The sequence below is a fragment of the Prauserella rugosa genome (assembly GCF_000719975.1).
Classification (GTDB): Bacteria; Actinomycetota; Actinomycetes; order Mycobacteriales; family Pseudonocardiaceae; genus Prauserella; species Prauserella rugosa.
Window position 1 is genome coordinate 109,020 of record NZ_JOIJ01000007.1, and the last position, 12,246, is coordinate 121,265.

Sequence of the window (12,246 nt, forward strand, 5' to 3'; positions counted from 1 at the left end):
GGTGAACTGGGTCGACGTGCTGGTGGTCGTGCTGGCACTGCTTGCGGCGGTGTCGGGTGCGCGCCAGGGAGTGCTCGTCGCACTGCCCGCCTTTCTCGGGGTGGTCGCCGGTGCCCTGCTGGGGATCGAGGTCGCTCCGTGGCTTGTGGACTCCTTCGAGGAGCCGGCCGCGCGGGTGGCGATCGCCGTCGGCACCGTGGTGTTCCTCGTGGCACTCGGCGAGACCGTCGGCGTGCTCGCGGGAAGTCAGCTGAAGAACCGCATCCGCTCGCCCAAATTGTCCAGTGTGGACAGCACGTTGGGTGCGATCGTGCAGGGCGTCGTGGTGTTCGTGGTCGCGTGGCTCATCGCGCTGCCGCTGACCAGCGTCGCCGCGCTCCCCGGTCTGGCGAAGGCGATCAACGACTCGTCGGTGCTCGGTGGCGTCAACGACGTCATGCCCGACGCGGCGCAGGGCCTGCCCGGCGATCTGCGTCAGCTGCTCGACGCCTCCGGCTTCCCGTCCATTGTGGATCCCTTCCAGCAGGCTCCGGTGCGCGAGATCTCGCCGCCGGACAGGTCGCTGCCGACCAGTCAGGTCGTGCGCGAACTGCAGCCGAGCGTGCTGAAGATCCGCGGCGTCGCCTCCTCGTGTTCCCGTTCGCTCGAGGGCAGCGGGTTCGTGGTCGCGCCGCAGCGGGTGATGACCAACGCACACGTCGTGGCGGGCACCGATCAGGTTGCCGTCGAAACGGCGCAGGGCCGCGAGGACGCCACGGTCGTGCACTACGACCCGGGCACCGACCTCGCCGTGCTCGCCGTGCCCGGACTCGAGGCGCCCGCGCTCGACCTGCGGGAACAGTCCGCCGTGGAGGGCGACGACGCGATCGCGCTCGGCTATCCGCTCGACGGCCCTTACACCGCGTCGTCGCTGCGGATTCGGCAGCGGATCAACCTCCGCGGCCCCGACATCTACGACGCCAACACGGTCCTGCGCGACGTGTTCACCGTTCGCGGGCAGGTCCGCAGCGGCAACTCGGGCGGGCCGATGATCGACCGCGACGGTGACGTCGTGGGCGTGGTGTTCGGCGCATCGGTCGAGGACCCCGACACCGGCTTCATCCTCACCGCCGACGAGGTGCGGGACGAGTACGAACAGGCGCCCGCCTACGGCTCCGAGGTCAGTACCGGGCAGTGCACGTCCTGAGCCGACCGGCCAGCGGTGCTCCTCGCCGTGCCGTGACCCCGATGGCGGGGCCACGGCACGGCCGTGACGGCTCAGCTCGGGTCGAGCTCAGGCGGTGATGAGGTCGCGGCGACGGAACCCGGCGGCCCCTGCGCCCACCAGCAGGGCACCGACGGCCGTCAGGATTCCCACGGCGCCCCAGGAGATCGTCTCGGCCGGATGCTGGCCGATGTGCTGGAAGGGGGAGGTGTCCAGCATCGCCTGGTCGAACTCCAGCATCTCGCCGAACAGGCTGAGCACCGTGCCGTAGACGAACACGATCCACACCAGCCCGACGAGGCGCGGCGCCAGTCCGTACAGGGCGACGGCCAGCCCGAGGAAGAGCCAGGCGGCGGCCACATGTACCGCGTGGCCGAGCACGACCGGGCCGAACAGCTCCCCGCTTCCGGTGCCGATCAGCGTGCCGGCCCCCTGGCCGAGGCCGGCGAGCAGCAGCAGCCACAGGGCGCCGGCCGCGGTGACGGCGGTCCAGGAGCCCAGCCAGGACGACCGGCTCACGGCCGTGGCCAGGACGGGTTCGGTACGCACGCCCTGCTCCTCACCGCGCAACGACTGCACGGACAGGATCACGTACGCGGCGACGACCAAGGCGAAGTAGATCCCCATGAAGCCCAGGTAGCCCTCGAGGAGTCCGTCGGCCCCGCCCATGACGGCGACGATCTCCTCGGGCATGTCAGCCGCACCCTCCTGCATGGGTTCGGCGAAGGCACCGAAGGTGACGCCGGCGAGCACCATCGCGACGGACCAGCCGATGATCGACGGACGCTGGAGCCGGTACGCCAGCGCGAGCGGACTGCGCAGCCACCTGGCCGCACGCGCCGCGCCGAGCCGGTCGGGCAGGACGCCCGCGGCGAGGTCCCGCCGGGCCTGCAGGGCGTAGCCGACTCCGGCGCCGGCCACGGCGAGCGCGACCGACAGCAGCAGTGGCCACCACCGGTCCAGCGTGAACGGCGCGGTCTGCTGCGCCCACCCCAACGGAGAGAGCCAGGACAGCCATCCGAGACCGCCGTCCTGAGCGGTCGACATGTCGCCGATTCCGCGGACGACGAATGCGGCCCCGAGCACGGCACCCGCGATGCCGGACCCGGCTCGCGAGAAGGCCGACAGCTGCGTGGTGATCGCTGCGATGCCGGCGAAGGCCAGCCCCGTCGCGCCGATGCCGGCGCCCATGAGCAGCGAGGATCCCGCCTCGGGCGGCGGGTCGATCGCCGCGCCCAGCGTCACCACGCCGATCAGCGCGGCCACCAGCAGGTTCATCACCACCGCCATGATCAGCGCCGCGGTGAGCTGGGCGTGCCGGCCGAGCACGTTCGCGCGGACCAGTTCGGCCCGCCCGGTCTGCTCCTCGACCCTGGTGTGCCGGGAGAGCGTCGTGATGGACATGAAGGCGGCGCCCAGCATCAGGTACAGGGCGTAGAAGCCCGCCACGAGCCTGGCGACCGTGATGTCGTCGAAGCCGTAGCCGGGTCCGCCGATCAGCGCCATGACCGGGTTGGCTGCCATCGTCGCCATGGCGCTGAGGCTCTCGGCGTCCATGATGGTGCCCAGTGCGTTGGCGAAGTAGGCCCACAGGGCCGTCAACCCCAGCACCCAGGCGGGCAGGCGCACGCGGTCGCGGCGCAGCATGAAGCGCAGCAGGGTTCCGGTGCCGGTCAGCGTGCCGCGCTGGCGGGCGGTGGCCGCCGGCGGCGCGGCGCCGGGCCGCTCGGTGACGGCGGTCATGATGCGGCTCCGTTCCTGGTGGAGCGGGCCCTGCCGGCCCGGCCCTTGCCCGAACCGTTCCCGCCGGCCCCGTTGGTCGAGGCGCCGCCGGGTCCATCACCGCCGAGTTCGTCGCCGCGCAGTTCATCGCCGTAGTGCCGGAGCAGCAGCTGCTCCAGCGTCGGCGGGGTGGCGGTCAGGGCCTGCACGTCGTGAGCCGCGAGGTCGCGCATGATCGCGGGCAGGTGCTCGGAGTCGACCTCGAACCGGGTCTGCTGGCCCTCGGCGTGCAGGTCGTGCACGCCCTGCCTGCGGGCGAGCTCGGTGAGGGGCTTGTCGGTCAACGCGGTCACCGTCGTCCGGGACAGGTGCCGCAGATCCTGCAACGTGCCGGACTCGACGACGGTGCCCTTGCGGATGATGGAGATCCGGTCGGCGAGGATCTCGACCTGCGCCAGGATGTGGCTCGACAGCAGCACGGTGACGCCCGCGTCCTTGGCCTCGCGGACGCACTCCTGGAAGACGACCTCCATCAGCGGGTCGAGGCCCGCGGTGGGCTCGTCGAGCAGCAGCAGGTCGACGTCGGAGGCCAGTGCGGAGATCAGGGCGACCTTCTGCCGGTTGCCCTTGGAATAGGTGCGGCCCTTCTTGCGCGGGTCGAGGTCGAACCGTTCGATGAGCTCGTCGCGCTTGGCCGCGTCGACCCCGCCCCGCAGCCGGGCGAAGAGGTCGATGGCCTCTCCGCCGGTGAGGTTCGGCCACAGCTCCACGTCGCCGGGCACGTAGGCCAGCCTGCGATGCAGGGCGACGGCGTCGCTCCACGGGTCGCCGCCGAGCATGCGCACCGTCCCGGAGTCGTGGCGCAGGATCCCCAGCAGGATCCGCATCGTGGTGGACTTGCCTGCGCCGTTGGGACCCAGGAAGCCGTGCACCTCCCCGCGCGCGACCTCGAGGTCGAGGCCGTCGAGGGCGGTGACCTCCCCGTACTTCTTGGTGACGCCGGAGATGTCGATGGCAGGGGACTCGCCCCTGGCCGGTCCGGTGGACGACATTGTCGACCTTCTTTCTGACGTGGATCCGGTGGTGTTCGTGATGTCTGCGGGTGTTGGCGTGTTCGCCGCCGGCCCGCGGTCAGGCGGTCTCGGGTGTGGCCGGCGGATCGCCGTCGGTGGGCTGGTCGGTGCGCTCGGGCGCGTAGGCGTCGAGCAGCGTGCTGTCGGTCAGCAGTCCGTGGGTGTAGAGCTCGAGGGCGGGCAGCATGAGCTCGTGGGTGGTCTGCCGCCAGAAGTCCGCGTCGAGATCGCCGAGGTCCTTGTCGGTCATCAGCACGGACTGGAGCAGCCAGCCGAGCGAGATCGAGAAGGTGAGCTTGACGCGCGCCCGTTCGTCGCGGCTGGGCCGCATGACCCCGGAGCGCACCCCTTCGGCCATCCATCGTTCGGCCTCGTCGTACATGTCGGTCAGGAGGTTCCGTGCCGCAGCACCGCCGGTCATGAGGCTGCGCACCACGTAGCGGATGAGCGGCTGGAACTCGTCGACCATCGCCATCTGCGTCAGGAAGGTGGTGCGCAGATCGTCCGAGCGCATGGCCTCGGTCTTGTACTTCTGGACCACCTCCACGACGTGCTCGTCGCAGGCGCGGCGCAGTTCCTCCTTGGAGTCGAAGTGCTTGAGGATCGCGGGAGCGCTCACTCCGACGTCGGCCGCGATCGCGCGCAGGGAGGCGTCGAAGCCGTCCTGGCCGAAGCGGTTGACGGCGGCCTCGAGGATGCGGGTCCGGGTGTCCGGAATGTCGGCGGGTGAACGCATGTAAACCACGGTAAACGCGTGTAAACCGCGAACGCAAGTGGGGACATGGAGAGAGCGGGTTTCACCAGCTCACGAGGGTTGTGACCGCGAGACAGTTCCGGCTGGACAGTGCCCGCGGGACAGTGCCTGCGGGAGTGGGCTCGACCCGGCGACCGACGGGTCAGTGGGTGCGTAGGAAGTCGACGAGCTCGGCCGACGTTCGCTCGGGCGCCTCGAGGTGCGGGAAGTGGCCGACATCGGGCAGGGAGACGAAGCGGGACCGCGGGCCACGCCACGGCGTCGAATCGCGCGCCGTCTCGGGCAGGAAGCACGAATCGGCCTCGCCGTGCAGTTGCAGCACCGGCATGGTGACGCGCGCGTCGAGGTCCCTGGCGAATCGCCTGCCCTCCCCGCGGAACTGGGCGCGGAACGCCCACCGGTAGTACTCGAGCGCGCTGTGCGCGACGCCGGGGACGGCCATGGCGTGGCGCAGGGTCGCCGACGTCTCGACGAAGTCGTCGGTGTCCCGCCACCCCGGGCCCGCCCAGCGATGCAGCAGTCCGCCCACGTTCGCCGCGTCGTCGGCGGTGAGCCACCTCTCTGGGGCCATCGGCACCTGGAAGCGCAGCAGATGCCGCATCGCGCGGGCCTGCGCACCCCGCCTGCCGAGCGGCGGACGGCCGAGCGCGGCGCGCAGCGCCAGCGGATGCGCGGCACCGACCGTCGTCACCGACCGCACGACGCGCGGCCGCATCGACGCCACCGACCAGGCGAGCAGCCCTCCCCAGGCATGGCCGACGACGTGGGCGGAACGTTCCCCCAGTGCGCGGATCAGCCCGGCGACGTCACCGGCGAGTGTCCAGGCGTCGTAGCCGCGCGGTGGCTTGTCCGAGTCGCCGTATCCGCGGAGGTCGACGGCCACCACGCGGAATCCGGCCGCGGGCAACTGCCGCAGCTGGTGGTGCCACGACCACCACAGGCCCGCGAACCCGTGCAGCAGCAACACGGGTTCGCCCTCGCCCGCCTCCGCCACGTGCAACAGGATGCCGTTGGCCGAGACGTCGCGATGCGTCCACGGCCCGGGGAACCGGACGGTCGACGGATCGGGCGGGCTCACTTCCGGTACACGGAGCTGCGCTGTCGGGGCGCGGTCAGGACCTGGGGAACGGCTCTGCCGCCGCGCCCGCGGGTGCGACGGGGCCTGCGGCCTCGGCGCTCCTGCCCTTCGGCTTCAGTGCGCCCGCCGACTCCTTGATGCTGTCGATCGACCGCTGCGGCGCGCGCACCTTCTTGAACTTCCGGTAGCCGAGGAATCCGGCGATCCCCGCGACCACCAGCATCAGCAGGAAGACGATGCCGAACGCGGCCCACCGCTGGAGCCACTCGGACAGCAGCTCGCCGAGGAAGAAAAAGAAGAAGAACGAGCTGTACAGCGCGATCACCGCGGCGATGACGAAGAAGACGCTGCCCTTGGCGGCCTTCTTGACCTCGCCGACGGTCTCGGTTTTCGCCAGCTCCAGCTCGGCGCGGAACAGCGTCGACATGTGCTGTGTCGCGTCCTTGACCAGCGAACCGATCGACGCGTCCTCGGCGGACCTGGCCGCGCTTTCCTCCGACAACGGGAGATAGGGGACCCAGTCGCCGCTATTTCCCTTGCCGCCGTCGTTGAGTTCATGCTTCGGGCTGCTCACGGGGGTCATCGTGCCATGTGGACGGGCTCAGGGGTGCGATGGGCGCGGGCCGAGGTGTCGATCGGTGCCGAGTCGTTGGCCGTTCGACAGCGACAGCGGGATTCGACAGGCCGAGGGAGGGTGTTGTGCCGGCTCCGCGATGCCGGTTACGTTCCGTAGTAACTGGGGAGTATTGTCGGCTGTTGGCTGTAAAAGCCGGTCATTCCGGCTGAAGTACGCACGAACGGACAAGATCGAACATGTCGGGTACCTCTACCGGACCGCTCGAGACCGATCCCGGCGGCGAGCGGCGCGAGAAGACGTTCTTCGGGCATCCCCGCGGCCTCGCCAACCTCTTCGGCGTCGAGATGTGGGAGCGCTTCTCGTTCTACGGGATGCTCGGCATCCTGCCCCTCTACCTCTACTTCTCCGCCGCCGAGGGCGGGCTGGAGATGGACAAGGGCACCGCACTCGGCATCGTCGGTGCCTACGGCGGTCTTGTCTACTTGTCGACCATCCTTGCGGCCTGGATCGCGGACCGCCTGCTCGCGCCTGAGCGGACGCTGTTCTACAGCGCCGTGCTCATCATGATCGGCCACCTCGGACTGGCGGTGCTGCCGGGGTACGCGGGCGTCGGCGTCGGCCTGGTATGCGTGGCGCTCGGTAGCGGCGGCGTCAAGGCCAACGCGACCGCGGTGCTGGGCACGCTCTACGGCGAGGGCGACGAGCGCCGCGACTCCGGCTTCACGATCTTCTACATGGGCGTGAACCTCGGTGCGTTCGTCGGCACCGCGCTCACCGGGTTCCTGCAGCACACCGTCGGCTTCCACCTGGGCTTCGGGCTTGCGGCCGTGGGTATGGCGCTCGGGCTGATCCAGTACTCGATCGGCCGGTCGAACCTGGGCGAGGCCTCGCGCGTCGTGCCGAACCCGCTGCCTGCGTCGCGTCGCCCGCTCGTGGCTCTCGCCTTCCTGGCGATCGTTGCCGTCATCGTCGTGCTGGTGGTGACCGGCGTGGTGACCGCAGAGAACCTCGGCGACGCCGTGGTCTGGGTCGTGGCGGTCGCCGCGATCGTGCTGTTCGCCGTCCTGCTGACCAGCGCGAAGGTCGAGGGCGTCGAGCGCAAGCGCGTCCTGTCGTTCATCCCGATGTTCGTGGCCAGCGCGGCGTTCTTCGCGCTGTTCCAGCAGCAGTTCACCGTCCTCGAGGTCTACTCCGACGAACGGCTCAACCGTGACCTGTTCGGGTGGGAGATGCCGATCTCGTGGGTGAACCTGATCAACCCGGTTTTCATCCTCCTGCTGGCGCCGATCTTCGCGACGGTGTGGGCCAAGCTCGGTGACCGGCAGCCGTCGACGCCGATCAAGTTCGCACTCGGCACCGGTGTGATCGGCGTGGCGTTCCTGCTGTTCCTGCCGATGGCGGGCGGCGAGGGCAACACGAGCCCGCTGCTGGCGATCATCGGCATCCTCGCGCTCGTCACGATGGCCGAGATGTTCCTGTCGCCGGTCGGCCTGTCGCTGTCGACCAAGCTCGCCCCGAAGGCCTTCCTGGCCCAGATGGTGGCGCTGAACTACCTGTCGGTGTCGCTGGGCACCGCGTTGTCGGGCACGTTGGCCGGGTACTACACGCCCGAGAACGAGGCGCAGTACTTCGGCACCGTCGGCGCGGTCGCCGTCGTGATCGGCGTGCTGATCGCGGTGCTGTCGCCGCTCATCCGGAAGCTGATGTCCGGGGTCCGCTGATCCGACACCACGGCGGCTTCGGCCTGCGTTCGGTGCAGGCCGAAGCCGCCGTGACGGCATCCGGAGCGCTCAAGCGGTCGACACGCCGAACAACAGGCCGACGCCGTAGGTGACGGCCATCGTGAGCGCTCCGACGCCGACGTTGCGGAGCACGGCTCGTGGCCTGCGGGCGCCGCCCAGCGTGGCGCTGGCCGCGCCGGTCAGGGCCAGTCCGGCCAGCACGGCCGCCGCGCACGCGGGCACCCGTGCATCCGGCCCCGGCAGCACGATCGCCAGCAACGGAAGCAGCGCACCCACGACGAACGCGCCCATCGAGGCCAGCGCCGCGTGCCACGGGTTGGTCAGGTGCTCCGGGTCGATGCGCAGTTCGACGTCGGCATGCGCCCCGAGCGGGTCCTTCTCCGTCAGCTCCCTCGCCACGCGCGCGGCCAGTTCCGGCGAGAGTCCCTTGTCCTCGTAGATCTCGGCGAGTTGGCGTTCCTCCTCGTCGGGCATCGCGGCCAGCTCCCACTTCTCCGTGCGCAGCATGGCCTTTTCGGTGTCGCGTTGCGTGCTCACCGAGACGTACTCGCCGCCTGCCATCGACAGCGCGCCCGCGACGAGTGAGGCGACGCCCGCGATGAGGATCGCCGAGCGGTCGGTCGTCGCACCGGCGACACCGACGACGAGACCGGCCACCGACACGATGCCGTCGTTGGCGCCCAGCACCGCGGCACGCAACCAGTTGGTCCGCTGGTTGACGCTCTCGTCGCGATGGTTCGTCGGATCGGAAGGGTTCGCCGGGCCGGAGTCGTCCACGGTCTCACCTTCGCCGCAGCCGGTGGCGGTATCAAGGAGACATGCGACAGCGTGAGCACACGTACGAGTTGACGGTCCGCTGGACGGGTGACCGTGGCAGGGGTACGTCGGGATACCGCGAGTTCGGCCGCGAACACGACGTGCTCGCGGAGGGCAAACCCGCGCTCGCCGGGTCGGCCGACCCGTTCTTCCGCGGCGACGCCGACCGCTGGAATCCCGAGGAACTGCTGCTGGCCGCGCTCGCGCAGTGCCACATGCTGTCGTACCTGGCCCAGTGCTCCTCGAACGGCGTGGTCGTCACCGGTTACACCGACGAGCCGGTCGGCACGATGACCGAGACGCTCGGCGTCGGTGAGTTCACCTCGGTACTGCTGCGCCCGGTGGTCACGGTCGCCGACGCGGATTCGGTCGAGCGGGCCCGTGCGTTGCACGAGCCCGCCCACGAGGCGTGTTTCATCGCCAGGTCGGTCAACTTCCCCGTGCGGCACGAGGCACGCATCGAGGTCGCGGGCTGACCGCCCCGGTTTCGGTCAGCTCTCCAGTTCGGCGAGCTGCTTCTTGGCCTCCTCGAGCTGCGCCTCGAGCTCGGCCACGCGCGCCTGCTGCTGCTCCTTGGCGGCGTTGATGACCTCGTCGATCGGCGTCGACAGCTCCTCGTGCAGTTCCTTGGCGGCGCGCGACACGGCGGAGGCGGTCACGGCCAGCCCGCGGGTCACCCACTTGCTGCCGTGCTTGAGCTCGGCCTGCCATTCCCCGTCGGCGGTGCCCGTGACGGTCAGGGTGAGCTCGACGGTGCGCGTCTTGCGCGCGTTCGAGCCCTTCGGGCGGCCCCGCTTCGGCTTGTTCTCCTCGGCGGCCTGCGATTCGTTGGACTGGGACGCGCCGGCCTGGGACTCGCCGCCCGGCTGTCCCGGTGCGGCGCCGTCGGCCTCCGCGGCCGGGGTGCCGGTGGTCTCGGCGCTGGTCTCGGTGGTGGGCTCGGCGCTGGTGTCGGTGCTGGGCTCGTCGGTCGACTCGGCGGTGGGTTCGGGCTTCGGCTCGGGATTCATCGCGGCGGTGTCCCCTCGAAACGTCCGGCAGTGGCCGACGCAGTGTAGAACACTCGTTCGACGGCGGGTTCGGCCGGGTGTCCATCGGCGTGGCGTGCTCCGGCGTTAACAAATTCCGGGCAAGTGTGTCGGACATCTCTCGCCCGGGTGACACGCGATCCGGCGACGGCCGTCCCGGCGAACGTGAATGATTCTCAAGTCACTCAGCGTGAACAGCAGGTCAGCGGCGATCGAGTGGCACGAAACCGACGAATCGCTAACTCGATGGAGTGATCCCACGATCGGGCTGTGTCCTGCGAAAACGTCTCGTTTATGCAGCTCGCGGTGTCGCCGAAAATCAGCAACGAGTTTGATCGTGACTCTCGACGCCGATAACAATGCGATCCGCCTCGTGCGCGAACAGTAACCCCTGTCCACTGCGGCTCCGCTGCGGCGCGCGCTGCGCTGGGGGACGCGCGAGGTGAACCGACGCAGGACTGAACGCTTCACATCTCGCACCCTCGCGTGCCTAGTTGCAGGACGTGGTTGATGGAAAGGCGCAGTAAGACGCGTGCGCTGTCGTCCCTGGCGGCAGCCGCACTGTTGGCGTTGCTCGTGTCCGCTTGCGGAGGCGGCGACGCGTCCGACGACGCATCCGGTGGCGGCGGCCAGGCGGGCAACGCCCAGCCTGTCGCGCTCACCCAGGAGCAGCTCGGCGAGCTTCCCGACGCGACCACCTTCGGGAACCTGAAGGGCGCGCCGACCGACCCGTCGCCGGACGACACGTCGGCGAGCGAGAACGGAACCGGCACCGTTCTGCACCCCAAGCAGGCGATCGCCGTGTACGACGAGCCGGGCGGCGACCCGTTCGCCAAGCTGCCGCGCAAGCAGATCAGCTCCCCGACCTGGGTTCCCGTGATCGAGGAGCGCGGGGACTGGGCGCACATCCTGTTGCCGGCGCGTCCGAACGGCGCGAGCGGCTGGGTGTACACCGGCCAGGACGCCGTCGAGACGGCCACCAACGACTTCTCGGTGCTCGTGCACCGTGACGACTTCTCGCTCGAGATCCGGGAGAAGGGCGAGAAGGTCGGCGAATGGACCATCGGCATCGGGTCGGACGAGCACCCGACGCCGAAGGGGCGCGCGTACATCATCGCTTCCATCGAGGAGCAGGTGAACGACTACAGCCCCATCGTGCTCCCGTTGAGTTCGCACTCGGATTCGCACGAGACGTTCGGCGGTGGACCCGGAACCGTCGGCATCCACACGTGGCCGGACGACAGCTTCGTCGGCAAGGCCAACAGCGACGGCTGCCTCCGCGTCACGAAGGAGGCGCTGGACGAGCTCGTCAAGCTGCCGCTCGGAACGATGGTCGAGATCGTCTGACCTTCGCCGCCGCGCGGCCGGTCCCCACCGGTGCGGGCCCCCGCCCGTTCCCGACCCGAAGCACGACCGGAAAATCAGGAAAGGCAATTCCTTGTCCAAGAAGAAGACCACCGCGCTCGGCGCCGGTGTCCTGTCCGCCGCGCTCGCCGGCGGCGTCATGTTCGCCCCGGCCGCGCTCTCCCAGGAGGAGAACTCGGCTTTCGGCATCTCCGCCAGCGGTCTGATCAACATCCCGGCGACGCCGTACGCCGAGGGTGACGCGTCCGAGTCGCTCGTCGGCACCGAGGTGCCGGAGCTCGCCGAGGCGACGGTGCTCAACGCCGAGGCCTCCGAGAACTACGCGCACGCCGACGTCGCCAACCTCGGCGTGCTCACCGGTGCCGGCCCGCTGGTCGAGGCCAGTGGAACCATCAGCGCCACCTGTGACAACGGTGCGCTGAGCTCGAACATCACGACGCTGACCATCGCGGGCAACGAGGTCCCGGTGCAGAACCTGGCGCCGAACACGACGATCCTGCCCGAGCAGCTGGGCGGCATCGCCCAGGTGACCCTGAACAAGCAGGAAGGCAACACGGTCACGGCCGTCAGCATCGAACTGCTGCAGGGTCTGCCCGGCCTGTCGGACATCGCGGGCCAGACGATCGACATCGCGTCGGCGACCTGCACCGAGGCCGCCCAGGAGGAGCAGCCCCCGCCGGACAACGGCGGCGGTGACGGCGGCGACAACGGTGGCGACAACGGTGGCGACAACGGCGGGGACAACGGTGGCGACGACGGCGCCGGTGACGGCGGCGACCAGGCCGGCCCCGACGGTGCGGCCCCCACGCCCACCCCGCAGCCCGGCCACCTGGACGTGACCGGCTGACCTTTCTCCCCGGGGTGCACTGACAACAGCGCCCTCCACA

Annotated in this window: 12 protein-coding genes; 5 read left to right on the forward strand and 7 right to left on the reverse strand. The window is 70.0% G+C overall.

Annotation, left to right across the window (positions count from 1 at the left end):
* The first annotated feature begins 1 nt into the window (after position 1).
* Positions 2 to 1,186, forward strand: coding sequence for a MarP family serine protease (locus IF64_RS0112015; RefSeq protein ID WP_030532155.1), 1,185 nt, complete (start codon positions 2 to 4; stop codon positions 1,184 to 1,186).
* Positions 1,187 to 1,273: 87 nt separating this feature from the next.
* Here the strand turns inward: IF64_RS0112015 and IF64_RS0112020 are convergent, their stop codons facing one another.
* The 5 genes from IF64_RS0112020 to IF64_RS0112040 all read right to left on the reverse strand — a co-directional run bounded on the left by IF64_RS0112020 (position 1,274) and on the right by IF64_RS0112040 (position 6,414).
* Positions 1,274 to 2,947 carry an ABC transporter permease gene (locus tag IF64_RS0112020; protein WP_048807631.1) on the reverse strand — a complete coding sequence of 558 codons (1,674 nt, stop codon included), beginning with the start codon at positions 2,945 to 2,947 and terminating at the stop codon, positions 1,274 to 1,276.
* Positions 2,944 to 3,978: an ABC transporter ATP-binding protein gene (locus IF64_RS0112025; protein ID WP_084705811.1), complete on the reverse strand. Its 1,035-nt coding sequence runs from the start codon at positions 3,976 to 3,978 to the stop codon at positions 2,944 to 2,946. The genes IF64_RS0112020 and IF64_RS0112025 overlap by 4 nt, the downstream gene beginning before the upstream one ends.
* A gap of 79 nt (positions 3,979 to 4,057) precedes the next feature.
* On the reverse strand, positions 4,058 to 4,735 hold the full coding sequence (locus IF64_RS0112030) for a TetR/AcrR family transcriptional regulator (protein ID WP_030532158.1): 678 nt from the start codon (positions 4,733 to 4,735) through the stop codon (positions 4,058 to 4,060).
* 160 nt (positions 4,736 to 4,895) lie between these two features.
* On the reverse strand, positions 4,896 to 5,831 hold the full coding sequence (locus IF64_RS0112035; protein ID WP_030532159.1) for an alpha/beta fold hydrolase: 936 nt from the start codon (positions 5,829 to 5,831) through the stop codon (positions 4,896 to 4,898).
* 34 nt (positions 5,832 to 5,865) lie between these two features.
* On the reverse strand, positions 5,866 to 6,414 hold the full coding sequence (locus IF64_RS0112040) for a phage holin family protein (RefSeq protein WP_048807633.1): 549 nt from the start codon (positions 6,412 to 6,414) through the stop codon (positions 5,866 to 5,868).
* Between the two features lie 230 nt (positions 6,415 to 6,644).
* On the opposite strand from IF64_RS0112040, the gene IF64_RS0112045 reads away from it, so the two are divergent.
* Entirely contained in the window at positions 6,645 to 8,129 is a 1,485-nt protein-coding gene (locus IF64_RS0112045; RefSeq protein WP_030532161.1) for a peptide MFS transporter, read from the forward strand.
* 69 nt (positions 8,130 to 8,198) lie between these two features.
* Here IF64_RS0112045 and IF64_RS0112050 read toward each other — a convergent pair whose 3' ends face one another.
* On the reverse strand, positions 8,199 to 8,927 hold the full coding sequence (locus IF64_RS0112050) for a VIT1/CCC1 transporter family protein (protein WP_030532162.1): 729 nt from the start codon (positions 8,925 to 8,927) through the stop codon (positions 8,199 to 8,201).
* Between the two features lie 41 nt (positions 8,928 to 8,968).
* Here IF64_RS0112050 and IF64_RS0112055 point away from each other — a divergent pair, with 41 nt between their 5' ends.
* Positions 8,969 to 9,442 carry an OsmC family protein gene (locus tag IF64_RS0112055; protein ID WP_030532163.1) on the forward strand — a complete coding sequence of 158 codons (474 nt, stop codon included), beginning with the start codon at positions 8,969 to 8,971 and terminating at the stop codon, positions 9,440 to 9,442.
* 15 nt (positions 9,443 to 9,457) lie between these two features.
* On the opposite strand, the gene IF64_RS0112060 is transcribed toward IF64_RS0112055, so the two are convergent.
* Entirely contained in the window at positions 9,458 to 9,976 is a 519-nt protein-coding gene (locus IF64_RS0112060) for a DUF6319 family protein (protein WP_030532164.1), read from the reverse strand.
* 528 nt (positions 9,977 to 10,504) lie between these two features.
* Between IF64_RS0112060 and IF64_RS0112065 the strand changes: the two genes are divergently transcribed.
* Both IF64_RS0112065 and IF64_RS0112070 read left to right on the forward strand, forming a co-directional pair.
* Positions 10,505 to 11,341, forward strand: a complete 837-nt coding sequence (locus tag IF64_RS0112065; protein ID WP_246134794.1) for a L,D-transpeptidase family protein — start codon at positions 10,505 to 10,507, stop codon at positions 11,339 to 11,341.
* Between the two features lie 91 nt (positions 11,342 to 11,432).
* The gene (locus IF64_RS0112070; RefSeq protein WP_030532166.1) at positions 11,433 to 12,206 is read left to right on the forward strand and encodes a choice-of-anchor P family protein; all 774 of its coding nucleotides are present in this window, start codon (positions 11,433 to 11,435) and stop codon (positions 12,204 to 12,206) included.
* The last annotated feature ends 40 nt before the right edge of the window (positions 12,207 to 12,246 follow it).